The following is a 25018-nucleotide window of genomic DNA, read 5'->3' as shown; positions in this document are numbered from 1 at the left end:
GAGACGATGAAATTGCCTGAGGGGTTCGTCATGACCGATGGCGACGTTGCCCGTCCGAGGTCGCGATGGACCGTCAACGCCCCGCTTCGGTCTTGTCGGCGCGTCTTTGGCCGAATAGCAGGCCGCGTTCGAGCTTGGCGCACAGTGCCTCGTAATACGCGCCGAGGAACGCCGCGTCGTCGCGCTGGTTGCCGGTCCAGCCGATCTTGCGCCGTATGCTGCCCGCGACGATCGTCATCGCATCGACGTCACCCCGGCGCAGCACGTCGGCCAGCGTTTGCAGCTCGAACTCGCCGTACGCACCGAGTTGCTGCGCGGTAAAGACGAACTCGGGGCCGACGGGTACGACAGTCGCCGTCGCGACCGGAGGGGCCAGCCTGCGGTGTGGCGTACGGACCACCCACGTTCCGGCGATCAGGTCGCCCACCCGCATTCGGTCTCGATTGAACAATGGGAAGGCGGTGAAGACACCCGCCCAGGCAAGGCCCGCGACTCCGGTCCACAGCTCGGCCTGGCTGTCCGCGGCGCGATAGGCGAGGAACGACAGCGGGACGAAGATCTCCAGCTCGCGCAACGCGTTGCGGGTGACGATCGCCGCACCCGTCAGCGGGCCGCCATCACGCGCGACGACGCGCAGACCGAGCATCCGCTTGCCCGGCGTCGCCGCGCGGCCACCGAGTTCGAAACCGATGAAATACCCCGTCCGCAGCAGGAAGAACCCAAGCAACCAGATCATGCCCAGGATCTGCGCGACGATCGCGCCCATGCCGAGGAACACGAGTGCGACGACGATGCTCAATGCGATCAGGCCCCCGCCCATGATCACCATGTCGAGAATGAAGGCGCTCAAGCGTTCGCTCCCCTGCCCCAGTACCAGCCGGAGGTCGACGCCCTCGGGTGTCACGAAGCTGCGGACGAAGCGTGGATCCGCGGGACGCTCAGCCATGCCGGGCGCGCCCGGCACCGAAGAAATAGGCGAGCCATCCCACCAGCGCGGCGCCGCCGATCGCGAAACGGCCCGCGGTCGCGGTGACCACCTGCCGCCCGATCCCTTCCAGCCCGCCGGCCACGAACAGCATGAGCACGACGCCGATCATCGCGAGACCCGCGACCTGCCCCGCCCGCGTCGCCGCGGTCAACCGGTCGAGCCGACCGGGGAACGCGACCGCCATGCCGATCCGCAAACCGGCCGCACCGGCGATGGCGATCGCAAACAGTTCCGTCGTCCCGTGAATCGACAGCCACCCCGCCATCTCGAACCCCAGCCCACGGCTCGCGTAGAGCGCCATGAACGCGCCGACCATGCAGCCATTATAGACGATCAACAGCAGCGTCGGCAGGCCGAACGCGGCGCCGAGCGCGAACGACATGATCGCGACCTGCGCGTTGTGCGTGAACAGGAACGTCGCGAACAGGCCGAGAAACCCTTTCTCGTTGCCGCCCAAGGCGTTTTGCAGCGTCGCGGTCGAGGCGGTCGGATCGCGTCCTCCCGCCAGGTCCTGCGGGATGACCGCGTAGAACCACGCCGGATCCTGCGCGACGAGGATCCACGCGACGATCGCACCAGCCACCATCAGCAGCACCGACACCGCGAGTTCGCGGCGCAAGGCCATCACGGCGGCCGGCCAGTCATGCGTGAAGAACCGCACGATCCGGCCCCGCAAGGGTGCCCGCACCGAATAGGTCACGAAATAGGCGCGCATCGCCAATGCTTCGAGATAGCGGACGAGGTCGCGATCGAGCGACGTCTCGCGCGCGACCGACAGCGACGACAGCGCGGCGCGGTACAGCACCGGCAGTGCAAACAGGTCGTCGTCCGACAATGCCTTCAGCTTGCCGCGCTCGATCCGGTCGAGCAGCCCCTCCAGCCGCAGCCAGTCGCCCTCGCGCGCGGATCGAAAACGGGTCTCGGTGAGACCGGTCGCAAGGCGGGTGCTCACAGCAGGTTCCTCCGTTTGAAATCGAGATAGGCGCGCACTAGCGCCGCGCCGATCCGGTCGTGCCGTGCCTCGATGACGTGGATGCCGAGATGGCGGAGCCGGGTGATGACGAGCCGCCGCTCGCGGAGCAGCGCGGCGGCCGTGACCGCGCGCGACACCGCGTCGACATCGACGGGCGCGGCGGCGGCCAGCGCGTCGAGTTCGGCATCCTCGATCAGCACGAACAGCACGAGGTGACTGGCGAGCAGATGCTTCACCGCCTGGATCATCAGTTCGGCACCGGTCTGGTCGGTGATCTCGGTAAAGATGACGACCAGCGCACGGCGGGTCAGCCCTGCGGCGAGAGTCGACAGCCCCAGCGTGTGGTTGGTCTCGGCGGTGCTGTAGTCGAGTTCTCCCGCGAGGCGCTGCAACGCCGGGAACGCGCGCACGCCCGTCACCGCACCCGATGCGATCCGCGGGCGCGCGTCGAACCCGAACAGCGACACGCGATCGCCGAGCTTCAGCGCTACATACGCGGCCAGCAACGCGGCGGTCACGGCGCGGTCGACGCGGGGGACGCCGTCGACCGGATCCGCCATCGCGCGGCCAGCGTCGACCGCGAATACGATCTGGTTGTTGCGCTCGACATGCATGTCCTTGGCGAGCAGCACATGGTGGCGCGCGGACTGTTTCCAGTCGATCGCGCGCCGATCCATCCCCGATCGCCATTCGGTCAGCGCCTCGAACTCGCTGCCCTCGCCGCGATCGATCCGCGCCAGCTGCCCGGCCTGGGCGCTACGCAGCAACAGCGCGCCCTCGTCGCGGACCGCGCGGATGTCGGGGGTGATCACGACCCGGTGGTCGATCGCCAGCGTCCGCTGTCGCCAAGCCAGACCCATCGGTCCGCTCCAGCGCAGCCACGCGCGCGACACGCCGTCGGTGCCGCGACGGATCGTCCGGTAGGTACGCGTCGTGGTCAGCATGTCGTCGAAAACGATCGGTCGGACGTCATCGGCGACCAGTTTCGGTCCCGTCTCCAGCGCGACCTCCGCCCCCGGCGTCGGTCGATCCAGCGCCAGCGTTACCGGCAATGGCGCACCGACGCCGACCGCTCCGGACGCGGTCACCCGCAACACCGGCGCCGCGGGCGCACGCATCGCGTCGATCACGACGAGCGCCAGCACGACGGCGACCCACAACGGCGCCGCGCCCCAGGCAGAGGGCAAGGCGACCGACACCAGCAGCGCGACGGGCGCGCCGCTCGCCGTCGCCAGTACCGCCCGTCTGGTCGGATAGATCAACGCGGCGCCTCGACCTGCTCCACCAGCGCGGCGATCACCGTGTCCGCCGATCGCCCGTCGATTTCGGCGATCGGCGCCAGCGTCACGCGGTGGCGCAGCGCGGCGGGGGCGAGCGCCTTCACGTCGTCGGGCAGCACGAAATCACGTCCCTCGATTGCAGCCTTCGCGCGCGCCGCCGCTGCCAGCATCGCCGCGGCACGGGGCGACGCGCCGGTCTGCAGGTCGCCCGCCTCACGTGTCGCGCGTACGAGGGCAACGACGTAGTCCACCACCTCGTCCGCCACCCGGATCGCCGCGACCGTATCGCAGGCGGCGTCGATCGCCGCGCGGTCGGCGACCGTCGAGACACCCCAATCGGCGGCGCGCGGCGTACCGAAGCGGTTGCCGTGCGCGGCGACGATCCGACGCTCCTCGGCTAGGTCGGGATAGCGGACCTCGTGCTTGAACAGGAACCGGTCGAGCTGCGCCTCGGGCAGCGGATAGACCCCTTGATTCTCGATCGGGTTCTGCGTCGCCACCACCATAAAGCGCCGCGCGAGCGGGTGCGAGGTGCCGTCGATCGTCACGGTCCGCTCCTGCATCGCCTCGAGCAGCGCGGCCTGTGTCTTGGGCGGCGTCCGGTTGATCTCGTCGGCCAGCAGCAATTCGGTGAAGATCGGCCCGCACGTCAGGCTGAACGTCGAGGTCTGGAAATTGAACAGGTTCGAGCCGATGATATCTCCCGGCATCAGGTCTGGCGTGAACTGGATGCGTCCGTAATCAAGCCCCACCGCGCGCGCGAAGCACTGCGCGAGGAACGTCTTGGCGGTGCCCGGTGGCCCTTCGAGCAGGATGTGACCCGACGCGAACAGCGCGATCAGCATCAGTTCGACGGCATCGTCCTGGCCCACCACGCCGTGCGCGATTTCGCGGCGGATCGCGTCGGCGAGCTGCCGGACCTCATCGATAGTCACGTGATCGTTTCCTTCCAGCGGTGTAGCGCCTGCGCGGCGCCAAGCAGTTCCACATCGTCACGCGCCTCGGCGGCGTTGCGCGCGAGCGACGAATAGGTCGGTGTGGCGCCCAGCCCGTCGAGATACGCGACCAGCGCCTCGCCACTCAGCCGCGTGCCGGTCGCATGCGCGACGTCGTCGGCAACCAGGGTCGCATAGGCCGCACCCGTGCGATGCGACCGTTTCGCCAGCCGCAGCAATGCGGCGACGTTGTCCGCCAGCGCAAGCTTGCCAAGGGCCAGCGCGCGATCCTCGCGTTCGGGCACGCCGAAGCGCACCGACGCATGAAACGCAGCCAGCGCCGCAGCCGCCAACAGGCACAGCGTCAGCGAGAAGAAGGGCGGCTCGAACGCGAGCTTGAGCAGATTGGGGCGACGTGCGAAGCCGTTGAGCGTGAGGTCGAACGCGATCCGACGGTCGGGCCCGGCCGAGACTGCGTCCAGGACCGCAATCGCTCGCCGTGCGCTGGCAAGCGTCGCCAGCGCGTGATTGTCGAGGACATCGGGGTCCGCCAGCACCCAGAGCGGGCGAACGCCGATGCGCGCCAGCACGACACCGTCCGTGGTTCGCAGAACCGGCATGGCACCCGGCCCGCACAGGTACTGGCGGGTTCCGGTGCGACAGACTGTGATCGAGCCAAAGCCGCGGATCGGCATGATCGAGATGGTCTCGGGCAGCATGCCCGACTGCTCGACCCAGGCGGGATTGGTCGTCTGCCGTCGCACCGACCATTTCGGCAGGACGATCAGCGTCGGTCGGCCATCCCGCGCGGCCAGGAACTCGCGCATCGCCTTTGGCGTGACATCCGCACCGGGCGTGGCGATCATGACTATATTCGAACCCAGCGCCGCGGGGTCGCGGATCAGCGTCACGGACCTGCCGGTATCCCGCGTCAGGTCGACCACGCCCTTGAACCCGACCGCCGAGGTCGACAGCGCATGACCGCCGCCATCGCGCCCAGGCCGGAGATCGGGTGCATAGGCGGTCAGCAACAGGAACGCGGCAAAGCCGATCACGGCAACCGCGACGACGATGCCCATCGTCCGCGTGCCGAACGTCGCAAACGGCGTCGCGCTCATGCCCAGGCCCCGGGCAACGCGAAGTCGCGATAGGCGGTACGCGCCGCGTCCCAGTCCTCGCGGGCAAGCGCGCGACCACCAAACAGGCTCCGCTCGACCGCCGCGGCGATCGGCGTGAACGCGCCGCGTGCAGCGATGGGAAACGCGTCCGCGCCGCCGATCTCACGCGTCGTCGCGGCGGGACGGACCAGCGCCGGCCGATGCCGTGCGACATCCTCGAGGCTGCGATGCAGTAACAACCGTGCCGCCGCGTCGTAGTGCCCCGCGTCGGCCATCGCATCGGCCTCGGCGAGCAATGCCCGCGCGGCGCCCGCCTCGGGCTGCCAGGACGTGCTGGCCTCGGGAAATGTCGACCTACGAAACTTTAAGCGTCGTACGAGCCGGACGATCAGCGCGACGAGCGCGACACCCGCCGCAAACAACGCAATCCAGAACAGGATCTTTCCGACCGCCCCAATCCCGTCGAGGTGCTCCAGCAACCATCGAAGCCAGGGCGGCATTTCAGGCGGCTTGAACGCTGGCAGGTCGAACTGGATCGTCCGATCCGCGCGGGTCCGCGCCCACGCCGACGCGATGTCGGCGTCGACCGGCGCCGCCCCCTGCTGTGGTGTGACCTGCCCCATCGCCGTCCATTCTTAGCATGTCCGACGGCGGTGGGAAGCGCGCGGAACGGGCTGGACAAGCACCATCGCCGCGTTAATTCTTCAGGCTTGCGGCGCGAATGCCGCTCCGGGGGGAAAACTCAATGGCCAGCAATGCGATCGCGGAAACCTTCGACATGGGACGCGTCCTGAGCCGCGCATTCGGCGCGATCGGGCGTAATGCCGCGCTCTTCCTGGGCCTGGCCGCGATCCTCTCCGGCATCCCTCAGCTGATCGCGGGACTCTGGCGTCTCGGTCTCAGCGGACCGGAATTCGCTGGCCCGATCGTAATCGCGGCGGTGGGCGGCGGCCTTCTCGCCTGGGTCGGATCGGCGGTTCTCCAAGTCGCGATCACCCGCGCGACGATCAGCGATCTGGTCGGCGAGCGCCCGAGCTTCGCCGGCTGCCTGAAGGCCGGCTTCGCGATGCTGTTGCCGATGATCGGGCTGACGATCCTGCTGGGTCTCGGCATCGGCCTGGGCTTCATGCTGTTATTCGTGCCGGGGGTCATGCTCTACATCTCATGGTCGGTCGCGGTGCCCGCTTATGTCCAGGAACGGATCGGCGTCGTCGAGAGCTTCGGTCGAAGCCGTGCGCTGACCAAGGGATCGCGGTGGAAGATCTTCGGGCTGCTGCTGGTCTGCTGGATCGTCATTCTGATTCTCCAGGCGCCGACCGGCCTGCTGACCGCTGCAGCGCAGACGCCGACCTCGTTGAGCGTTCTCATCACGACCGCAGTGAGCATCGTGACGACGATGGTCCTCTGCACCATCCAGGCAGCGATCTACGTCGAGTTGCGCGATGTGAAGGAAGGCGCCGCGCCTAGCGACCTGGAAACGATCTTTGCCTGACGCGCGTCGTCTGACGCGCGGCTGGTCGGGGAACAGGCCTCAGGGCTGCTCCCCGACCGGGGCGACATACTCGCCCATGTCGGGCGCCTCGTCCTGCGGATCGCCGCGCTGCAGGTTCGAATGGCGGATGCCGTATGCGAAATACAGCACTACCCCGCCCGCCAGATACCAGAGGAAGAACATCAGCACCTTCATCGGCACCGTCGTGATGAGGTAGACGCACGACGCGATGCCGAGCAAAGGCACCACCGGGTACAGCGGTACGGTGAAGCCGCGCGGCAGGTCGGGCGCGGCCCGGCGCAGATAGATGACCGACAGGCAGACGATCGAGAACGCCGACAGCGTCCCGACCGAGGTCATGTCGCCGAGCACGTTGATGTCGAAGAACCCCGCCGCCACCGCGGTGATGATGCCGACCAGCACCGTGTTGACATAGGGCGTCTTGAACGTCGGGTGCACGGTCGCGAACACCCTCGGCAACAGACCGTCGCGCGCCATCGTGTAGAAGATCCGGGTCTGGCCGTACATCAGCACCAGCACCACCGACGTCAGGCCGATGATCGCGCCGATCTTGATGAGCTTGGCGAGCCAGCTCCAGGTCGGGCCGAAACTGTCGACCACCACGGCAACCGGATCGGGCACGTTGAGCGCGGTATAGGGCACCAGCAGCGTCATGATCGCGGCGACGAGCATGTAGATCAACGTGCAGACGACCAGCGCCCCGATGATCCCGAACGGCATGTCCTTCTTCGGATCCTTCGCCTCCTGCCCCGCCGTCGATATCGCCTCGAAGCCGACATAGGCGAAGAACACGATCGAGGCGGCGCGCATGATGCCGTCGACGCCGAACTTGCCGTCGCCCTGGCTGGCGGGGATGAACGGCGTCCAGTTGCGCGCGACCAGTTCGTTGAAGTGCGACAGCACGATCGCGCCGCCGACCGCGATGAAGGCGACCAGCACGCCGACCTTGATCGCGACGATGATCGTGTTGACCTTGGCCGATTCCGCTACGCCCCGCACCAGCAGCGCGGCGAGTGCTAAGCAGATCAGGAAGGCCGGCAGGTTGAAGATCGTCGTCACCGGCTGTCCGTCGACGAGCACGGGTACACCGCCCCGCATCAACGGGTACCCGGCCGGTCCCGTGAACTGCGGCGGAATGTGCACGCCGAAATCGGCCAGCAGGCTTACCATATAGCCCGACCACCCTACTGCCACCACCGACGCCGCCAGCCCGTATTCGAGCATCAGCAGCGCACCCATCATCCACGCGACGAACTCGCCCAGCGTCGTATAGCCATAGGTGTAGGCGGATCCGGACACCGGCAACGTCGAGGATAGCTCGGCATAGCACAGCCCGGCAAACGCACAGACGATGCCCGCTACGACGAACGACAGCAGCACCGCCGGTCCGGCATGCAGCGCGGCCGCCGAGCCGGTGCGCACGAAGATGCCCGCGCCGATGATGCAGCCGATGCCGAGCATCAGCAGGTTCCATTTGCCCAGCGTACGCTTCAGTTCGCTCGCCGCGGTTTCTCGCTGCACCTGCGCGATGGACTTGCGCGCGAACATCCGCTCGACGATGCCCCTTCGGGCCTGAAATGCCATAGTTCCCCCGGAGTCAAAACGATCCAACCACTCCCGTCCATGCCTAGCGGACAACCGGGACGACGCAATCTTCTTAATGAACTACGGGGCTTAGCGGGTTAGCAAGCTGAACGATGTGCGCACCCCGCCCCCGGGACCATGCAACGCGACCTGGATATCGAACTCCCCGGTTCCGCACGGGTCGTGCCGTCCTGCGTCACGAACGCGAGATCGTCGCGGGTGAGCGCTTTCGCCCCAAGCGCTGAGCCCGGGTTCGTTGGCGTTTGGCAGGGCATTCGCCTAAGTCGCGTGGATGCGCGCACCAACCGTCTCCATCCTCATCCCGACGTTCAATCGCGCGCATTATGTCGGTGATGCGATCGCTAGCGCGCTCGCGCAGACGCTGGCCGATACCGAGGTGATCGTCGTCGACGACGGATCGACCGATGCCACGCCCGACCTGATCGCGCGATTCTCCGACACGCGACTGCGATACGTCCGCCACGACGCCAATCGCGGCATCCCGGAGACGCGGAACACGGCGCTGGCCGCCGCGCGCGGAGACTATATCGCCTGGCTCGACAGCGACGACACGGCAAGACCGACCCGATTGCAGAAGCAGGTCGAGTTCCTGCGCGACAATCCCGCCATAGCGATGGTCGGATCCGCCGCCGGCAAGATGAACATCGACGGATCGCCCAAGCGCGGCAGCCGCATGCCGCCGCTCAGCCCGCCGATGATCGCAGCCTGGCTGTTGTTCCGGTCCGCCTTCCAGCAATCCTCCATCACGGGTCGCGCCGACATATTGAAGGCGTATCGCTACGACCCGCGCTACCGTGTCTGCGAAGACGTCGACATGTTCGTCCGCCTGCAACGCGACCATGATCTCGCGAACCTGCCCGATATCCTGATCGACCGTCGCCTCCATCCCGAACAAACCGTCCGCCAATTCCGCGGCGAGATCCTGACCAGCCGACAAACGCTGATCCAGCCGATGCTCGCATCGCTGCAGATCGACGCCACGACCGAAGACGTCGAACGCCACGTCCTGCTGGGCTTCGCCGATTTGCGGGATGCCGATGTCGACGGAGCGTTCCTGGCCTGGGCCCGGGATTGGCTGGCGCGGCTACGCCATGCGAACGACGCTACGCACGTGTTCGACAAGGACGCACTTGCCACGGCGAGCGACTATTTCTGGCTCCTTGCCTGCCGCGCTCTGATCCCGAAGATCGGCCGCACCCAGGCGATCAAGGCGTTCCTGACGCGATTGCCGACCAACCTGCTAGGATCCAACGCCCGGCAATGGGCGAGAAGCGCGCTGCCGACCTACCTGCCAAGCGCCAGTCGGCGCAGCGCGCAATAAATCCGCACGCGCGTCAGGCGGTCTGGGTCTTCTTTGCGTAGGTGATGGCGAAGAGCAGGCTCGTCACCGTGACCGATCCGGCGACGACGGCGATCGCCATCCCGACTTCCCCCCAGAGCGGCAAGGTGACCAGCGCAGTCGCCAGCATGACCGCCACGCTAACGATCCGGATCAGGAAAATACGGCCGGCATAGCCGCGCGCGGTCAGCACGGTATCCAGCCCGACCGCGACCAGATCGATTGCCCCCGCGGCCGCCATCCAGGTCAGCACCAGATGACCCTGGCCGAACACGTGCCCACCCACCAGCTTGAGCACCGATTTACCGAACAGCAGCGCGATCACCATGATCGCCGATCCCGCGACCGTGCTCATCAGCACGGTTCGCAGCACGAGCCGTTGTACCGTATGATCCTTCGCCTCCTGCACCGCCCGCACGATTTCGGGAAACGCCGCGCGCGAGATGAGCTGGCCGATCTTTCCCAGCGACTGCGCGAGTTGGGCGGCAAGCCGAAACGTACCGGCCGCGGCGACGCCAAGCTCGTTACCGACCGCCAGCAACGGCAATTGCTTGCTCGCCAGCGCCAGCGTCGAACTCGCGTTCGTGCTCAGCGCGAAGTTCAATATGCCATCATTCTCCTCGACCATCCGCTTGAAGCCGACACCGTTCCACAGCAGCTTCAGATCGCCGATATGCGCGACCATGCCCCAGTAGGTCGCCGATGTGAGCACCTCCGCGACAGCCCAGACCGCCAGGAACGCCTGCACGGTGGGATGGAAGATCATGACGAGTATTGCGCCAATCGCGCGCGCGATTGGCGTGATGCTGTCGGCAATCGCGGCCAGCCGAAACTTGTCCCTCAGCCGCAGGATGCCGACGGCGGCGGACCGGATCGTCACGAGCTGGACGACGGTAAATATGAGCGCCGCACGCTTGAGCGTCGCGCCGATACCGAAGGCATCGCTCCAAAGCTCGAGAATGGCGATCGCCAGCGCAGCCCCTATCAGCGCGCTTCCCAGATCGAGGATGAAGCTGCCGCGAAACAGGCGGGCGAGCTTCGACTCGTCTTCGCCGTGCGAAAGCCCGATGCCGAACTGGACGATCACCTGCCAGCTCTGGAAGGCGACCAGCGTCGCCAGCGCCTGCGCCGCGCCTGTAATCAGCGAAAATCGACCGAAACCGGTCACGCCCAGCGTGCGGGCCGCGATACCCAGATACAGCAACGACAGGACGGCAACGACGCCCCGGCTGCCGACGAGCCAACCGAGATTATGCCCGATCGAGCGTAGCACATGGCCGCGGGATTGCGGGATCGGAGGACGCGGGACGCTGGACATGATGCTCTCGACCTACCGGGGGCGGCCCCGCCTCACAAGCGTCCCGATGTTACCCGAACCGGCATGACCGGGGTCGACGTCGGCCAAACGCCTCGCGATCGAGGTCGAGCGACGATATGGCGCGGCATCCAACGCGCATCGCCTGCGTTGTACGGCCGCTATCATCAGGAGACGCGGCATGAATCCGACCGGCAACACCATCCTCATCACCGGCGGCGGGTCGGGTATTGGCGCCGCGCTGGCGCAGCGTCTCCACGATGCGGGCAACGCGGTGATCGTTGCCGGCCGACGTCAGGAAGCGCTCGACGAGGTGATCGCAGGGCGGGAAAACATGAGCGCGATGACGCTCGACATCGACGATCCCGCCGCGATCGAAGACTTCGCGCAGCGCCTCGTCGCCGAACATCCTGCGCTCAACGTGCTGGTCAACAATGCCGGCATCATGAAGCTGGAGGATATTTCGACCCGCCGCGATCTCGCCGACGCGGAGGCGACGATCGTCACCAACCTGCTCGGGCCGATCAGGCTGACCAACGCGCTGGTCGATCATCTCGTGGGACAGTCCGGCGGCACGATCGTCAACCTGACGTCCGGGCTGGCTTATATCCCGCTGACCACCGCGCCGGTCTATTCCGCAACCAAGGCGGCGATCCACTCCTACACCGTCAGCCTGCGTCGCGCGTTGGACGGCAAGGTCGAGGTCATCGAGATCGTGCCCCCCGGCGTACAAACCAGCCTCACCCCCGGACAGGAGACGCGCTCGGCCTACATGCCGCTGGATGCGTTTGCGGACGAGGTCATGGCGCTCTGGACGCAACAGCCAACGCCGAGCGAGATACTCGTCGAACGCGTCCGCCCATTGCGCAACGCCGAAGCCGATCACCGCTTTTCGAAAACGCTAGACCAGTTCAACGAGATGGCCGAGCGCGCACGGCGCGGAGACTGATGCTATCGCCTCGACGCCCTCCTGCGACGTCTAGGCACCCACTCGTCATTTCTGCTAACTATTCTCAATAGCCTTGATCTGCCTGTCGCGAACCGATAGGCGGACCTCTGTGAACGCGTCCCAAACTTCCCCGTCGCCTGCGACGACCGTCAAGCGCAAACGCAAGTGGCGAAGCTGGTGGCTCAAGCAATTGCACAGCTGGCACTGGATCAGCGCGGCGCTGTCGCTGACCGCGATGCTGCTGTTCGCGATCACCGGCATCACGCTCAATCATGCGGCATCGATCGGTGCCAAACCGGTCGTCGTGGAGAAAAGTGGGACGTTACCGCGCCCGCTGCTCCACATGCTGAGCGCACCGCATACCGCCGACGCGCCGCTCCCCGTTCCCGTCGCCAAGGCGGTCGCGAACGCGGTCGGGCTAGATCCGGCCGGCAAGCCCGTCGAATGGTCCGATAGCGACGCCTATGTCGCCTTGCCGCGACCCGGCGGCGACGGCTGGGTCAGCATCGCGCGCGAGACCGGCGCGATCACCGCCGAAACCACCGATCGCGGCTGGATCTCGTATCTGAACGACCTGCACAAGGGGCGCAACGCGGGCGCGGCGTGGTTCTGGTTCATCGACGTCTTCGCAGGGGCGTGCATCCTCTTCACACTCACCGGACTCCTGCTGCTGCAACTCCACGCGCGGCACCGGCCCTCGACCTGGCCGATCGTCGCGGCCGGGCTCGCGCTTCCCGTCTTGCTCGCCATCCTGTTCATCCATTGAGGGGTTTCGCCATGCGTCCTACCGCGTTCCTGTTGCTCGGCGGGGCGATCACCGCGCCTGCCCTGTTGTCGCCTGCGGTTGCAGCGCCGCCCGGTGCGGTGACGATCACGATTCCGCGGCTCGACGTCGCAGAATATCATCGCCCCTATGTCGCGGTATGGCTGGAGCCGGTCGGCGGTGGCGCGCCGCGGACGCTGGCGGTCTGGTACGACCTGAAGAAGCGCGGCAACGATCCTGGTACCAAATGGCTCGCGGACCTGCGCGCGTGGTGGCGCAAGGGCGGCCGCAGCATGACGATGCCCGCCGACGGCGTCAGCGGCGCGACGCGGACACCGGGCCAGTACACGATTCCCCTGCCCACCGACGTCAAACCCGGCCAGTATGTCCTCAACGTCGAGGCTGCGCGCGAGACCGGTGGTCGCGAGCTCGTCTCCGTACCGCTTACCGCCGGAGCCCGCACCACGGGCAAGACCGAGCTCGGCGCCGTCGCCATCTCCGCCCGCTAAGGATCACAGCATGAAGCCTTTTGTTGCACGCCTGATGGCCGCCGCCGCGCTGTTGTCGATCCCCGCCGCACTGTCGGCGCACCGCATGTGGCTGTTGCCCTCGGCCACCGTGTTCTCAGGGACCGATGGCTGGGTCACGGTCGACGCCGCGGTCTCGAACGACCTCTTCTTCTTCGATCACCAGCCGCTTCGCCTCGACGGCATGAAGGTCTGGCAGCCCGACGGCAGCGAAGGCACGCTGCAGAACGGCGCGACCGGCCGCTATCGCTCGGTGTTCGACGTGAAGCTCGACAAGCCCGGCACGTGGAAGATCGGCACGCAGATGTCCGCCGTCATGGGCAGCTTCAAGGTTGATGGCGTCGAGAAGCGCCTTGGCGGTCGTCGCGGTCCCCCGCAGCCGAACGCGCCCGCCCCGCTGACCGTCGCCGACATCCCCGCCAACGCGACCGACGTGAAGGTCACCGAGGTGTCGGGCCGCAACGAGATCTTCGTGACCGCGGGCGCGCCGACCACCACCGTCTTCAAGACGACCGGCAAGGGCCTCGAGTTCGCGCCGATCACGCACCCCGACGAACTGGTCGCGGGCGAGACCGCCAAGTTCCGCTTCCTGGTCGACGGCAAGCCCGCGGCGGGGTTGAAGGTCACGGTGATCCCCGGCGGCAAGCGCTATCGCAATGACGAGGGCGCACGCGAGCTGACCACCGGGGCGGACGGCGTGTTGAGCGTCTCGTGGCCGACCGCCGGGATGTACTGGCTTAACGCCACGCTGACCGACGCCAAAGCGACTTCGCCGCGCGCGACCGAGCGGCGGATGAGCTACGTCACGACGCTCGAAGTCCTCACGCCCTGAGGCGTCCGGGTCTGAGTTTGGCGGCATGAGTTTGGCGGCATGAGGATCGCACTGCCACCGACGATCGACGCCGCGGCTTTCGCGGCGCGCGATCCCTCGGCGGTGGTGCTCGATCTGCACGGCGAGACGATGGGGACGTCGTGGAGCGCGCGCTTCGCTGCGCCCGCCGGCGCCGATCCGTCGTCGATCCGCGCCGCGATCGTCACGCGGCTGGCCAGGCTCGTCGCCGAGATGAGCCACTGGGCACCGGATTCGCTCCTGTCCCGCTTCAACCGGTCGCCTAGCGGCACCTGGACGACGCTCCCACCCGACTTCGCACACGTCATGACGAGCGGCCTCGCGATCGCCGAGATCACTGGCGGCGCGTTCGATCCGACGATCGGCAAACTCGTCGATGCCTGGGGTTTCGGTCCCGTCCCCGTCGCTTGCCCCCCGAGCACACCCGAAATCGAGACGGCGCTCGCGACATCGGGCTGGTCCCGGCTCTCGTTCGCCCCCACCGGCGCACACCTCCGCCAACCCGGCGGCACTGCGCTCGACCTGTCGGGGATCGCCAAGGGCCACGCGGTCGACGCCGTCGCCGACCTGCTGCACGATGTCGGCATCCCGAACGCACTGGTCGAGATCGGCGGCGAACTCGTCGGTCGCGGGATCAAGCCGGACGGCGATCCCTGGTGGGTCGACCTCGAAAGTCCGCCCGGCCTGACACTCCCCCCGCTCAGGATCGCGCTGCACGGTCAAGCGGTGGCTACCTCCGGCGACTACCGCCGTGGCGCCCACACGCTAGATCCACGCACCGGCCGCCCTATCGAAACGCACGTCGTTACCGCCAGCGTCATCCACCAGACCGCGCTCGACGCCGACGCTTGGGCAACCGCGCTCACCGTGCTGGGGCCGGACGGCCTCGACCTCGCGCACAATCATCGCATCGCCGCCCGCCTCGTCACCGAAATCGACGGCATTGCGCGCGAATACCTGACTCCCGCACTCGCCGCGATGCTCGCAGACTGACGGCTAACAACCGAGCGTCTCCCTCTTTCCCCGCGAAGGCGGGGACCCAGACTGGACTCCCGCCTTCGCGGGAGAACACGCTTAACTCACCGCCCCACCTCCGAGTAACGCCACCTCACAACGCTACCCGATCCCGCCCTCGCGCGTTACCAAAGCCAATGACCGACGCGCTTCCCCCCGCCATCCCCGCCGCGACGCTCATCATCTTCCGCGACACGCCGGCCGGCCCCCCGGAACTGCTGATGGTCGAGCGTGCCAAGGCGATGGCGTTCGCGGGCGGCGCACTGGTATTCCCCGGCGGCCGCGTCGATCCCGGCGACCATGCGCTGGCGGCGGTACTAGGCTCACCCGACGACGAGACCGCCGCGCGCATCGCCGCGATCCGCGAAACGATCGAGGAGGCCGGGCTGCCGATCGGCCTGTCGCCGATGCCCTCCATCCAGGCCTTCGAGCAGTTGCGCGCCGCCCTTCACGCTGGAACCGCGTTTGGCGAAGCATTGGCGGACGCAAGCACATCCCTCGACCTCGAAACGCTCGAGTATTTCGCCCGCTGGCGGCCAGCACACGCCCACGCGCGCATCTTCGACACGCGCTTCTATCTCGCCCGCCTGCCCGCCGACGCCCCCGCCCCGCGGGTCGACGAGACCGAGAATGTCCGCCTGTTCTGGGCAACCGCCGCGCACATTCTCGCCGAGACCGATGCCGGACGCGCGACGATCATCTTCCCGACCCGCCGCAATCTCGAACGCCTTGCGCAGTTCGCCGATTTCGACGCCGCGGTAGCTAAAGCCCGCGCGCATCCCATCCGCACCGTCACGCCGTGGACCGAGATACGCGATGGCGTCGAGCATCTCTGCATCCCCGACGACCTCGGCTATCCGATAACGTCGGAGCCGATGTCGGACGCGATGCGCGGCTGACATGCGCGCGGTGCGGAGGACGATCGGGTGGCTGGTGGCGCTGGTCGTCATCGCGACGTTGGCGCTGATGCTGTGGGCTAGCCTGCGCGGCCGGCCGCAGGACGTGCCCTGGGCGCCGCTCGATCTCGGCCAGCCGATCGGCCTGTTCACGGGCCGCAAGCTCACCGCGCTGACCGAAGATTTCCCCCAATGCCGCGCACTGCTCGACCGTGCCGGCGTCCGCTACACCGTCCTGCCGCCGCGCAAGGGCGAGGGGCAATGCGGCTATGCAGACGGCGTGCGCCTGACCGGCGGTGCTCGAAAGATCGCCTTCGCACCTGCCGGGTTGGGCGTCGCCTGTCCGGTCGCCGCGGCGCTGGCGATGTGGGAATGGGACATCGTCCAGCCTGCTGCCGAACGGCACTTCGGCGCACGCGTCGCGACGATCGATCATTTCGGCAGCTATAGTTGCCGCCGTATCGCCGGCAGCCATTCGAGCAACTGGAGCGAACACGCGACTGCCGACGCGGTCGACATCGCCGGTTTCCGCCTGACCGATGGCACCCGCATTACCGTAGCGCGAGACTGGAAAGGCGACGATCCCAAAGCCGCGTTCCTCCGCGACGTCCGCGACGGCGCGTGCCAGTTGTTCGCGACGACGCTGTCCCCCGACTACAACGCCGCGCATGCCGACCACCTGCATCTCGACCAGGCTAACCGAGGGTCGATGGGATGGCGTGCATGTCGGTGATCCGATCCCCCTCGTTACCCCCCGGCGAAGGCCGGGGCCCAATTGGGAGACCTGGCTAAACGAAGGGGTGCGCATCGTTACTGCGACCTCTCCAATTGGGCCTCGGCCTTCGCTGGGGTGGATAACGCCCTGACAGTCCGCCTCGCTACCCGCGAGATTTCAGCTCGCCAAGGTCGTCCCCGAATCCACCTTCTCGACCCAGTACGGAAAGAACGCCGGCTGCCGGCTCGACCAGCCCGACGCGGTCGCTGCCGCCTCGCTGATCGACTGGAGCAGCTTCCGCCGCAGTTCCGGATTCAGATGCGGCAGCGCCGCCGCCGCGCAGAACGCCGAGGGCAGCCACGGCCGGACTTCCGCCCCGATCAACCGCTCGTACAGGAACCGCAACGCCGAGAAACTCGTCAGCCGCCCCTGCCCCAGGTCGAACGCCACCAGCGTCATCAACGGCGCCAGGAACGGCTCGATCGCATCGAGCCCGCTATCGTCCGGCACCATCGCGCGCAGATCGGGGAGGTTGTTGTAGAGCCGCGCCTGCGCCCGGATGCTTGCCGCCTCGACCACGTCGCGCGACCAGCGCTGCATCGCGTCCTCGCGGTCCAGGCCCACGTCGAGCGAACGCCGGATATACCGCTGCGTCGAACTCGGAAAAGCCGCGAATTCCTTCATCTCGGCGAGGGTCATCGACCCCTGTGCCGGTTTCATTCTGGAAGCCATGTCGTCACCCCGCTCTCGTCAAGGAACCGGCAGACTATGCGCTCGGATGGTTAACAACGACCCTATCGCGCGTCATCTTTCCGTAACACCAAGCGACCATGAAAGCTGTTGCGCTGCAACAAGGCTGCGACGAACCGAACGAAACTAAGCGATTTGATCGTCTTGCGAGGCGTTTGGGCAACAAAAAAGCGCCGGTCGTTGCCGACCGACGCCTGTTCGTTGAGCAGATGCGAGGGTTACGCCTGCTTTTCGCGCAGCGCCCGCTCGGCATCCTCGTCATAGCCCGACGACTTTGCCGGCTCGGTGCCAGACCCCGGCTGCGTCGCCGAAATCGGATCGCTGCCGTCCATCGACTCGTCGAGCCCATTGTCGAGACGCGCGTCGGCGCTGTCGGGGTTCTTCTGCAGGCGCTTGCCGATCGACTTGTCCTGGCCCGCTTCCTGGCGCGGATCGCGACCCGAGCTCTTGCCCTCTGCATCCTTGTCGTCGGGCGCTACGGACAGGCTATCCAGCGCGCTCTTGTCTATGTCGGTCATTGCGACGTCCCTCTTTAATCTTGGCGGTGACCAACGGTCGAAGGGCGCTTTGTTTCCCCCGAACCGCGCCGGAGAGAGGCTCAATCCAGCGGCGTCACCTTCACCGTCTGCTCCCACAGATACGCCTGCCCGAACACCGTCATGAACGCGATATCGGTCGCATCGCGCCCGACGCAAACCCGCGCGATATCGCTGCACGTCGCCATCTTCGTCGCATCGATCAAACGCCAGTCGCCTGCCAGCCACAGCTCCGCGACCGCATGGAAGTCGGGCGGATCGACCCCCGGCGCATAGGCCGAGACGCACCGCGCCGGAATCCCACCCGCCCGCGCGAGCGACACCAGCAGGTGCGAATAATCCCGACACACTCCCGAGCGCGACGCAAACGTATCGAGCGCGGTCGTCTCGCCGCTGCTCGATCCACAGCGATAGTCGAGCGACTGGTACACCCACTCGGTCAGCGCCGCCGCCAGCGGACCGCCTTCCAGCCCGCCGAACTCGCGCGCGACGAAGCCCTCGAACCGGTCTGACGGGCAATAGCGGCTCGGCATAAGATACGGCGTCAGCTCCCCGTCGAGCATCCGCGGTGGCGTTGCCGGGTACAGCTCGAGTTGCACCCGCTCGCGATTTACGGCGACGATGGCCTTATACTCGGCCGTGAACCGCCCATGCCCGCGCGACCAGCAACGCTGGCCGATCCCATCCTCGCCGCGCACCGCCCGGATCGGACTATCGGACCACAGAGTGAGGGACTCGGACTCGATCTTCTGGTCGGCCATCGCCGCCGCCTCGATCTGGAGGAGCACATCGGCATCCCCCGTGATCCCGTAGTCCAGACGCACGTCGATCGAGAGCCGCATTGCGCGTCCCATTCCTGTCCCGAGGCCAAAAGAAAAGGGCCCGGCGGTGTCCCGCCGAGCCCTGCGTTCGTCACACCCTTAGCGGGAGTTAGTTGCGGCTGCTACCAAACAGACGCAGCACGAACATGAACATGTTGATGAAGTCGAGGTACAGGCTCAGCGCCGACATGATCACGACCTTGCCGACCATGTCCGTACCGGCGACCTGCGCATACAGGCTCTTGGTACGCTGCGTGTCGTAGGCGGTGAGGCCCGCGAACAACAGCACGCCGACGCCGCTGATCACCAGCTGCATCACGCCCGACTGCAGGAACATGTTGATCAGGCTCGCGACCAGCAGGCCGACGACACCGATGATCAGGAACGTCCCGAACGCCGACAGGTCGCGCTTGGTGGTGTAGCCGTACAGGCTGAGACCAGCGAAACCGGCTGCGGTGGCGAAGAACGCACCCGCGATCGACGTGCCGCTATAGACCAGGAAGATGGTCGACATCGACAGGCCCATCAGGACGGCGAAGCCCCAGAAGAGCATCTGCATCGTGCCGGTCGACATCTTGTTCTGGCCATAGCTCATGCCGAACACGATCGCGAGCGGCGAGAACATGATGACGTACTTCAGGATGCCGCCGCTCATGAACACCTGTGCGGCAGGCGACTCAGCGCCGCCCCATGCGAACAGCATCGCGACGATGCCGGTGAGCAAAACTGCCGAACCCATGTAGTTATACACGGACAGCATGTACGAACGGAGACCAGCGTCATAGGCCTCGGTACGCTGGCCCGTGGCCGACGTTCCGAACGGCGCGGCGCGGGGCTGGGGGTCAGACCAATTAGCCATTGTGAAATTAGCTCCTTTGTCCGGCATGGTGCCGGTTACGGTGAATATCGTCTTTTACAGGACGCTTTTCAAGCAGAGTGGTTGCATCGGCATGGTGGTTCGCAGTTAACCTGCCGCAATCCATGATCCGCCTTTTCGTCGCCCTCCGCCCGCCGCCCGCTATCCGTCAGAGCTTGCTCGACATAATGGAGGGCGTGCCCACCGCACGCTGGCAGGACGAGGAGCAGCTGCACGTGACGCTCCGCTTCATCGGCGAGGTCGAACGACCGGTCGCTGAGGACGTCGCGGTCGCTTTGAGCCAGATCGTCGCGCCGGTTCCGCGCGTCGCGCTCACCGGAGTCGGCCGCTTCGAGAAGCGCGGACGGACCGATACGCTCTGGGCCGGCGTGACGCCCCTCGACGCGCTCGCCGCGCTCCACCGCAAGGTCGACCAGGCGTGCGTTCGTGCCGGCCTCCCGCCCGAACATCGCGCGTATCTTCCACACATCACCGTCGCGCGGCTGGCGCGGTCGGCGGGCGTCGGGTTCGCGATTGAGGACTGGCTAGCGACGCATGCCGCACTGTCGAGCGCGCCCTTCCCGCTACCCCATCTCGTGCTGTACCAGAGCCATCTCGGTCGCGACGGCGCGACGTACGAACCGGTTGCACGTTGGGCGCTCGATACCGGGGGTGGAACCTGAGCCACGGCGGAGGGTTCGCCAAGAGATCAACAGGGAGATACACTATGCGGATTGCGACACTGGCACTGCTCGGCGCGGCGACGATCGGGCTGACCGCCTGCGAGAAGACTGGCATGGAGACCGGTGCCCCCGTATCCGGCGGCCAGCGTGCCACCGCGACGCTCCAGACCGCGACCGGCAGCGATGTCGGCCGCGCGACGGCGACCGAAGTGGCCGGCGGCCTCCGCTTCACGCTCGACGCCAAGGCAATGCCCCCCGGCACGCACGGCGCGCATATCCACATGGTCGGCCGCTGCGACGCCCCCGACTTCACGACCGCGGGCGGCCACTGGAACCCGACCGGCATGAAGCATGGTAGCATGAACCCCCAGGGTCCGCATGAAGGCGATTTGCCCAACCTCGTCATCGGCACCGATGGCCGCGGCACGATCGGCATCACGATCCCGGGCGCGACGATGGCGGGGCTGATGGACACGGACGGCTCGGCCTTCGTGGTGCACGCGGGTCCGGACGATTTGATGACCGACCCGGCCGGCAACAGCGGCGGGCGGATCGCCTGCGGCGTGTTCCAGGCGGGCTAAGTGCGTGGCCCCTCCTAATCTTCAGGAGGGGCACATTCGCCTGCACGACTTCCGTTCGTGCTGAATAGAGACCGAGTAGTCGCCGAAGGCGGCGCATCGAGGGCGCGTATCGAAGCACATGTTTTGTGCACTGACCCGCCCCCATCCCCGTTCGCCCTGAGCGAAGTCGAAGGGCACGCCCCAAATTTGAACGCTTCGACTTCGCTCAGCACGAACGGAAGGGGGTGGCCGGGATAGGTTCAACAGGAGCGGTTAAACCGCCTCGCCCGCGGCCCGCGCCCTCTCCTCCCGCGTAGCCTCAGCCCGCGGCGCCAACCGGTACGCCGCCACCGCACATGCCAGCGTAATCGGCGTCACCACCAGCAACGACAGCATCCCGATCGACAAGCTCCCGGTCAGAGTCGACACCCGCCCCGCCATATATGGCCCAAGCGCCAACCCGATCAGCGTCGTCCCGATGAAGAACGTCGCCGTCGCCGTCCCCCGCATACGCGGCAGGACCATGTCCTGCGTGGTCGCCGCCGCCGCCCCCAGCGCACACGACGCGGTCAACTGCGCGAGGAAGATCCCCGTGTAGAACGCTGCCGGCGACGACGCGGTGAAGGCGAGGATCAGGAACGGCACCGGCACGACCGCGCCGAAGATCACCACCCACAACCGCCCCGCCGGATTGCGCTGCCGCAACCGATCCGACACCACGCCGCCGATCGTCAGCCCGAGGAACCCCGCGGTCGCGCCGAGGCTGCCGATCATAAACCCCGCCGACGCCGGCGTCGCACCCAGTTCGCGCAACGCATAGGGCGCCGCCCAGAAGCTCGCCGCATAGCTCAGGAACGCGTTCAACCCGTACGCGACTACCGTGCACAGGAACGCCGGCGTCCCGACGATCAGGGCGAAGGTCGGCGGATCGCGCCGCTTCAGCGCGGACGCCCACGAGAACACCGCATACACGCCGATCCCGATCGCCACCCATTGCGGCCAGGGCTCGCCCGCCGCCACCAGCCCCGACACCGCCGCGACCACCACAGCGAGCGCAACGAGGTTGTACCCGAGCGCCCGCGCCCCGCCCATGGCGGCACCGATCAAGGTCAGCGGCGGCACGATCGTCACCAGTTCGGCCCCGAACGCACGGAACGGCGCAGGATGCTTCTCCGGCTCGGGCAGCCCCTCGACGAGCCCGCGGATTGGCTCCTTCAGCGTCGCGATCCACACCGCCAGCAACAGCCCCGGCACGCCGACCGCCATGAACGCCGCCTGCCAGCCGACCAGCCCGAGCGGCCCGCCGCCGGGATACGCCTTGTTCCAGCCCTGCACGATCAGCCCGCCGATGAACAACGAACAGCCGCCGCCCACGTACAATCCGGCCGAGTAGATCGACAAAGCCGTCGCGCGAAGCCGCTTGGGGAAATAATCGGAAATGATCGAATAGGCCGACGGACTCGCGGTAGCCTCGCCGATCCCGACGCCGATCCGCGCCGCGGCAAGATGCCCGCCGGTCTTCGAGAAGCCCGACAGCGCAGTCATCACCGACCACAGCGACAACCCGATCGTCATCAGCCTGACGCGGTGCCAATTGTCCGCCAGCCGCCCCAGCGGAATGCCGAACAGCGAATAGAACACCCCGAACGCGGTGCCGTACAGGAACCCGAGATCCTGGTCCTTGAGCCCTAGGTCGCGCTTGATGTCCTCCGCCAGGATCGAGATGATCTGCCGGTCGACGAAGTTCAGGACGTAGACGAGGAACAGGATCGACAACACGTACCACGCATAGCGCGACGCGCCTTTCTCCGGCTCGCCCGTAACGGTTTCGGCGTTTGCCATGATCCCTCCCCGATGTTTTTCGAGCTATGGGTATCAGAGGCGAGAAGGGAGAAACAGCGCTTTCGGCAGGCTGGGGTACGCCAGAGCGAGCGGCGAGCGTCTACCTCAGTGCGACCCGATCCGTCCGCGACGAAGCGCCCCCTGTTCCAGTCGCTGCAGCAGCGTCTCGATCGTCGGCGGCGTAGTCGGCTCGGCCTGCGCACGCAAAGGCCGGGCGATCGGCGTCGGCGCGCTGACCTCCTCCACCGGTTCGGACGTTTCGGCGACCGGCGGCTCGACCGGCTTTGGCGCAGGCGCGGTCACGAACGTCTCCGGCTCGGCCGTCGACGCCGACTTGATCACCGGCGCGACCATCGTCGGCTGCACCAGCGCTGCGACCGGCCGGGCCGGCTCCATCGGCACCGGCCGCATCGCCTTCGGATCATAGGCGGCCAGCGGCAGGTCGAGATCGGCGGGAATAGCCCGCTCATCGCGCGCGGCCCCATCGGCCGCGCCCGCAACGCCGACCTCCATCAAGGGCGTACCGAGATCGGCCGCCGACATCGGCTTGCGCGGCGGTGCGTCAGGATGTGCGTCGGCGCGGCGGATTATCGGCACGCCGTCCTCCCGCGGACGTGCTCCGGCAAACACACCTCCCGGCCCGAACAGCAGGTACAGCGACGACCACAGGATCGCCGCGACCAACGCCCCCGCCCCCAGCGCAAGGATCGCGCGCGCCGTCGCTCCGAGCGGTGGTGCCGCCATCGGGATCAGCGCCGCGATACCCGTGTCCGACACGAGCGCCTCCAGCGAATCGCCCGACGACAGCACCACGCCCGCCGCCGCGATCAAGCCCCCGACAACCGCACCGACGATCGGCACCAGACGATTCAGATTGCCACGCTGCAAAGTCCGAAGAGCAAACTCTGCCATTAATTTTCCCGCACCGCGGCCGCGATCAGCCGTTCATAGACTGGAGCATAACGGCGAATGTTTGACGACCAGTTACGCTCTTCCTGGACGAAAGCACGCCCCCGCGCACGCCGTTCGTCCCACCCTGAGCGATCCGCGAACATCCCCGCCAGCGCATTCGCGATCGCCCGCGGATCGTCGGGTGGAAACAGCGTGCCCGTATCGCCGTCGCGGATGAGCTCGCGGTGCCCGCCGACGTCCGAGGCCGCGACCAGCCGCCCCTGCGCCATCGCCTCCAGCGGCTTCAGCGGCGTGACCAGATCGGTCAGCCGCATCCGCTTGCGTGGATAGGCGAGGATATCGACCAGCCCGTAATAGCGCTCGACCTCCTGGTGCGGCACGCGCCCGACGAAGCGGATCGCGTCCGCCACCGGCGATGCCTCCGCCTGTGCAAGCAACGCCGCCTCCATCGGCCCGCCGCCGACCATCAACAGCCGCGCCTTGGGCCGCAGCGCCACCAGAGCTGGCATCGCCGCGATCAGATCGTCGAGCCCTTCGTAATCATAGAAGCTGCCAATGAACCCGACGACGTCGGCACCGTCGAGGCCCAGTTCAGCCCCCAGCGCATCGTCACGCGGCGGCGCGTTACCGAACAGGTCGAGGTCGACGCCGTTTGGCGAGACCATGATCTTGTCCCCGGAGATTCCCCGCGCGATCAGGTCGCCGCGCAAGCCCTCGCAGATCACCGCAACCGCATCCGCCCGCCGCACCGCCCAGGTCTCCAGCGCCCGCGTCGCGCGATACCGCAGCGATGTCGCCGTGCCCGTCCCGTTGCCGACCGCCGCATCCTCCCAGAACGCGCGAATCTCGTAAACCAAAGGCAGCTTGCGTTTCCGTGCGACGATCAGCGCTGCGAGCGCATCGATCACCGGCGAGTGGGCATGGAGAATGTCGGGCTTGAAGGCATCGACCGCCGTTTCGATCCGCTTGGCAAACGCCGCGATCCCGACGACTTCGCCAACCGGTCCCGGCTTCACACCGGCATCCGTACGGTGGAAGGTGAGCCCGTCGACCGACTCAACCGAAGCAGGCGCGACACCATGCCGCGGGCCGGTTACCGCAGCGACAGTCCAGCCGAGCGCCTCCTGCGCCTTGAGGATCGCCCGCGTGCGGAACGTGTAGCCACTTTGCAGCGGCAGGCCATGATCGAGGATATGAAGGATACGCATCGTGCTATCCCCCTGCCACAGATCGCTTAACGGCGCGTCAACCGACTAGACGTACAGACGATTCCACGAA

At 67.1% G+C, this 25018-nt stretch carries 26 protein-coding genes; 11 read left to right on the top strand and 15 right to left on the bottom strand.

Annotated elements, in window-relative coordinates; genetic code table 11:
• Positions 1 to 73 precede the first annotated feature (73 nt).
• Genes O6X71_RS14675 through O6X71_RS14650 form a run of 6 tightly spaced genes read right to left on the bottom strand, consistent with a single transcriptional unit; the run spans position 74 to position 5917 of the window.
• Positions 74 to 946 carry an RDD family protein gene (locus tag O6X71_RS14675; RefSeq protein ID WP_353466479.1) on the bottom strand — a complete coding sequence of 291 codons (873 nt, stop codon included), beginning with the start codon at positions 944 to 946 and terminating at the stop codon, positions 74 to 76.
• A complete protein-coding gene (locus O6X71_RS14670) occupies positions 939 to 1940 on the bottom strand; it encodes a stage II sporulation protein M (RefSeq protein ID WP_353466478.1) in 1002 nt (333 codons plus the stop codon). Before O6X71_RS14670 ends, O6X71_RS14675 begins: the two co-directional genes overlap by 8 nt.
• Entirely contained in the window at positions 1937 to 3223 is a 1287-nt protein-coding gene (locus tag O6X71_RS14665; protein WP_353466477.1) for a DUF58 domain-containing protein, read from the bottom strand. Before O6X71_RS14665 ends, O6X71_RS14670 begins: the two co-directional genes overlap by 4 nt.
• Entirely contained in the window at positions 3220 to 4176 is a 957-nt protein-coding gene (locus O6X71_RS14660) for an AAA family ATPase (protein WP_353466476.1), read from the bottom strand. Before O6X71_RS14660 ends, O6X71_RS14665 begins: the two co-directional genes overlap by 4 nt.
• Positions 4173 to 5294, bottom strand: coding sequence for a hypothetical protein (locus O6X71_RS14655; RefSeq protein WP_353466475.1), 1122 nt, complete (start codon positions 5292 to 5294; stop codon positions 4173 to 4175). The genes O6X71_RS14660 and O6X71_RS14655 overlap by 4 nt, the downstream gene beginning before the upstream one ends.
• A complete protein-coding gene (locus O6X71_RS14650) occupies positions 5291 to 5917 on the bottom strand; it encodes a hypothetical protein (RefSeq protein WP_353466474.1) in 627 nt (208 codons plus the stop codon). Before O6X71_RS14650 ends, O6X71_RS14655 begins: the two co-directional genes overlap by 4 nt.
• Before the next feature lie 122 nt (positions 5918 to 6039).
• On the opposite strand from O6X71_RS14650, the gene O6X71_RS14645 reads away from it, so the two are divergent.
• Positions 6040 to 6786, top strand: coding sequence for a hypothetical protein (locus O6X71_RS14645; RefSeq protein ID WP_353466473.1), 747 nt, complete (start codon positions 6040 to 6042; stop codon positions 6784 to 6786).
• A 39-nt stretch (positions 6787 to 6825) separates the two neighbouring features.
• Here the strand turns inward: O6X71_RS14645 and O6X71_RS14640 are convergent, their stop codons facing one another.
• Entirely contained in the window at positions 6826 to 8391 is a 1566-nt protein-coding gene (locus O6X71_RS14640) for an amino acid permease (RefSeq protein WP_353466472.1), read from the bottom strand.
• Positions 8392 to 8683: 292 nt separating this feature from the next.
• On the opposite strand from O6X71_RS14640, the gene O6X71_RS14635 reads away from it, so the two are divergent.
• On the top strand, positions 8684 to 9733 hold the full coding sequence (locus O6X71_RS14635) for a glycosyltransferase family 2 protein (RefSeq protein WP_353466471.1): 1050 nt from the start codon (positions 8684 to 8686) through the stop codon (positions 9731 to 9733).
• Positions 9734 to 9746: 13 nt separating this feature from the next.
• Here O6X71_RS14635 and O6X71_RS14630 read toward each other — a convergent pair whose 3' ends face one another.
• A complete protein-coding gene (locus tag O6X71_RS14630; RefSeq protein ID WP_353466470.1) occupies positions 9747 to 11024 on the bottom strand; it encodes a lipopolysaccharide biosynthesis protein in 1278 nt (425 codons plus the stop codon).
• A gap of 223 nt (positions 11025 to 11247) precedes the next feature.
• On the opposite strand from O6X71_RS14630, the gene O6X71_RS14625 reads away from it, so the two are divergent.
• The 7 genes from O6X71_RS14625 to O6X71_RS14595 all read left to right on the top strand — a co-directional run bounded on the left by O6X71_RS14625 (position 11248) and on the right by O6X71_RS14595 (position 16798).
• Complete coding sequence (locus O6X71_RS14625; RefSeq protein ID WP_353466469.1) at positions 11248 to 12015, top strand: SDR family oxidoreductase; 768 nt, start codon at positions 11248 to 11250, stop codon at positions 12013 to 12015.
• Between the two features lie 109 nt (positions 12016 to 12124).
• Positions 12125 to 12781, top strand: coding sequence for a PepSY-associated TM helix domain-containing protein (locus O6X71_RS14620; RefSeq protein WP_353466468.1), 657 nt, complete (start codon positions 12125 to 12127; stop codon positions 12779 to 12781).
• Positions 12782 to 12792: 11 nt separating this feature from the next.
• On the top strand, positions 12793 to 13287 hold the full coding sequence (locus O6X71_RS14615) for a DUF2271 domain-containing protein (RefSeq protein ID WP_353466467.1): 495 nt from the start codon (positions 12793 to 12795) through the stop codon (positions 13285 to 13287).
• Positions 13288 to 13297: 10 nt separating this feature from the next.
• A complete protein-coding gene (locus O6X71_RS14610; RefSeq protein WP_353466466.1) occupies positions 13298 to 14137 on the top strand; it encodes a DUF4198 domain-containing protein in 840 nt (279 codons plus the stop codon).
• A 39-nt stretch (positions 14138 to 14176) separates the two neighbouring features.
• A complete protein-coding gene (locus tag O6X71_RS14605) occupies positions 14177 to 15148 on the top strand; it encodes an FAD:protein FMN transferase (protein WP_353466465.1) in 972 nt (323 codons plus the stop codon).
• 158 nt (positions 15149 to 15306) lie between these two features.
• A complete protein-coding gene (locus O6X71_RS14600; protein ID WP_353466464.1) occupies positions 15307 to 16068 on the top strand; it encodes an NUDIX hydrolase in 762 nt (253 codons plus the stop codon).
• A gap of 1 nt (position 16069) precedes the next feature.
• Entirely contained in the window at positions 16070 to 16798 is a 729-nt protein-coding gene (locus O6X71_RS14595) for an extensin-like domain-containing protein (protein ID WP_353466463.1), read from the top strand.
• 159 nt (positions 16799 to 16957) lie between these two features.
• Here O6X71_RS14595 and O6X71_RS14590 read toward each other — a convergent pair whose 3' ends face one another.
• The 4 genes from O6X71_RS14590 to O6X71_RS14575 all read right to left on the bottom strand — a co-directional run bounded on the left by O6X71_RS14590 (position 16958) and on the right by O6X71_RS14575 (position 19746).
• Entirely contained in the window at positions 16958 to 17512 is a 555-nt protein-coding gene (locus O6X71_RS14590; RefSeq protein WP_435368493.1) for a hypothetical protein, read from the bottom strand.
• A 236-nt stretch (positions 17513 to 17748) separates the two neighbouring features.
• Entirely contained in the window at positions 17749 to 18048 is a 300-nt protein-coding gene (locus tag O6X71_RS14585; RefSeq protein ID WP_056051272.1) for a hypothetical protein, read from the bottom strand.
• An 80-nt stretch (positions 18049 to 18128) separates the two neighbouring features.
• Positions 18129 to 18908: a transglutaminase-like domain-containing protein gene (locus O6X71_RS14580; RefSeq protein WP_332754336.1), complete on the bottom strand. Its 780-nt coding sequence runs from the start codon at positions 18906 to 18908 to the stop codon at positions 18129 to 18131.
• Positions 18909 to 18996: 88 nt separating this feature from the next.
• Positions 18997 to 19746: a Bax inhibitor-1/YccA family protein gene (locus tag O6X71_RS14575; RefSeq protein WP_353466461.1), complete on the bottom strand. Its 750-nt coding sequence runs from the start codon at positions 19744 to 19746 to the stop codon at positions 18997 to 18999.
• 122 nt (positions 19747 to 19868) lie between these two features.
• Here O6X71_RS14575 and thpR point away from each other — a divergent pair, with 122 nt between their 5' ends.
• A complete protein-coding gene (gene thpR, locus O6X71_RS14570) occupies positions 19869 to 20426 on the top strand; it encodes an RNA 2',3'-cyclic phosphodiesterase (protein WP_353466460.1) in 558 nt (185 codons plus the stop codon).
• A gap of 44 nt (positions 20427 to 20470) precedes the next feature.
• A complete protein-coding gene (locus O6X71_RS14565; protein WP_353466459.1) occupies positions 20471 to 21007 on the top strand; it encodes a superoxide dismutase family protein in 537 nt (178 codons plus the stop codon).
• 252 nt (positions 21008 to 21259) lie between these two features.
• Here O6X71_RS14565 and O6X71_RS14560 read toward each other — a convergent pair whose 3' ends face one another.
• From O6X71_RS14560 to O6X71_RS14550, 3 genes are all read right to left on the bottom strand, one after another.
• Positions 21260 to 22828, bottom strand: coding sequence for a spinster family MFS transporter (locus tag O6X71_RS14560; RefSeq protein ID WP_353466458.1), 1569 nt, complete (start codon positions 22826 to 22828; stop codon positions 21260 to 21262).
• A 105-nt stretch (positions 22829 to 22933) separates the two neighbouring features.
• The gene (locus O6X71_RS14555) at positions 22934 to 23740 is read right to left on the bottom strand and encodes a hypothetical protein (protein WP_353466457.1); all 807 of its coding nucleotides are present in this window, start codon (positions 23738 to 23740) and stop codon (positions 22934 to 22936) included.
• Complete coding sequence (locus O6X71_RS14550; RefSeq protein WP_353466456.1) at positions 23740 to 24948, bottom strand: TIGR04063 family PEP-CTERM/XrtA system glycosyltransferase; 1209 nt, start codon at positions 24946 to 24948, stop codon at positions 23740 to 23742. The genes O6X71_RS14555 and O6X71_RS14550 overlap by 1 nt, the downstream gene beginning before the upstream one ends.
• Between the last annotated feature and the right edge of the window lie 70 nt (positions 24949 to 25018).

Origin of the sequence: Sphingomonas faeni (assembly GCF_040407505.1) — a bacterium.
Classification (GTDB): domain Bacteria; phylum Pseudomonadota; class Alphaproteobacteria; order Sphingomonadales; family Sphingomonadaceae; genus Sphingomonas; species Sphingomonas faeni_E.
Note: the sequence above shows the minus strand (reverse complement) of the source record. Positions and strands in the feature narration are given on the sequence as shown.

Excerpts from the sequence above, each read along its gene's own strand:
- O6X71_RS14675 (WP_353466479.1), bottom strand. The coding sequence starts at position 946 with ATGGCTGAGCGTCCCGCGGATCCACGCTTCGTCCGCAGCTTCGTGACA.
- O6X71_RS14655 (WP_353466475.1), bottom strand. The coding sequence starts at position 5,294 with ATGAGCGCGACGCCGTTTGCGACGTTCGGCACGCGGACGATGGGCATC.
- O6X71_RS14650 (WP_353466474.1), bottom strand. The coding sequence starts at position 5,917 with ATGGGGCAGGTCACACCACAGCAGGGGGCGGCGCCGGTCGACGCCGAC.
- O6X71_RS14645 (WP_353466473.1), top strand. The coding sequence starts at position 6,040 with ATGGCCAGCAATGCGATCGCGGAAACCTTCGACATGGGACGCGTCCTG.
- O6X71_RS14640 (WP_353466472.1), bottom strand. The coding sequence starts at position 8,391 with ATGGCATTTCAGGCCCGAAGGGGCATCGTCGAGCGGATGTTCGCGCGC.
- O6X71_RS14635 (WP_353466471.1), top strand. The coding sequence starts at position 8,684 with ATGCGCGCACCAACCGTCTCCATCCTCATCCCGACGTTCAATCGCGCG.
- O6X71_RS14625 (WP_353466469.1), top strand. The coding sequence starts at position 11,248 with ATGAATCCGACCGGCAACACCATCCTCATCACCGGCGGCGGGTCGGGT.
- O6X71_RS14615 (WP_353466467.1), top strand. The coding sequence starts at position 12,793 with ATGCGTCCTACCGCGTTCCTGTTGCTCGGCGGGGCGATCACCGCGCCT.
- O6X71_RS14610 (WP_353466466.1), top strand. The coding sequence starts at position 13,298 with ATGAAGCCTTTTGTTGCACGCCTGATGGCCGCCGCCGCGCTGTTGTCG.
- O6X71_RS14605 (WP_353466465.1), top strand. The coding sequence starts at position 14,177 with ATGAGGATCGCACTGCCACCGACGATCGACGCCGCGGCTTTCGCGGCG.
- O6X71_RS14600 (WP_353466464.1), top strand. The coding sequence starts at position 15,307 with ATGACCGACGCGCTTCCCCCCGCCATCCCCGCCGCGACGCTCATCATC.
- O6X71_RS14595 (WP_353466463.1), top strand. The coding sequence starts at position 16,070 with ATGCGCGCGGTGCGGAGGACGATCGGGTGGCTGGTGGCGCTGGTCGTC.
- O6X71_RS14590 (WP_435368493.1), bottom strand. The coding sequence starts at position 17,512 with ATGGCTTCCAGAATGAAACCGGCACAGGGGTCGATGACCCTCGCCGAG.
- O6X71_RS14585 (WP_056051272.1), bottom strand. The coding sequence starts at position 18,048 with ATGACCGACATAGACAAGAGCGCGCTGGATAGCCTGTCCGTAGCGCCC.
- O6X71_RS14580 (WP_332754336.1), bottom strand. The coding sequence starts at position 18,908 with ATGCGGCTCTCGATCGACGTGCGTCTGGACTACGGGATCACGGGGGAT.
- O6X71_RS14575 (WP_353466461.1), bottom strand. The coding sequence starts at position 19,746 with ATGGCTAATTGGTCTGACCCCCAGCCCCGCGCCGCGCCGTTCGGAACG.
- thpR (WP_353466460.1), top strand. The coding sequence starts at position 19,869 with ATGATCCGCCTTTTCGTCGCCCTCCGCCCGCCGCCCGCTATCCGTCAG.
- O6X71_RS14565 (WP_353466459.1), top strand. The coding sequence starts at position 20,471 with ATGCGGATTGCGACACTGGCACTGCTCGGCGCGGCGACGATCGGGCTG.
- O6X71_RS14560 (WP_353466458.1), bottom strand. The coding sequence starts at position 22,828 with ATGGCAAACGCCGAAACCGTTACGGGCGAGCCGGAGAAAGGCGCGTCG.
- O6X71_RS14555 (WP_353466457.1), bottom strand. The coding sequence starts at position 23,740 with ATGGCAGAGTTTGCTCTTCGGACTTTGCAGCGTGGCAATCTGAATCGT.
- O6X71_RS14550 (WP_353466456.1), bottom strand. The coding sequence starts at position 24,948 with ATGCGTATCCTTCATATCCTCGATCATGGCCTGCCGCTGCAAAGTGGC.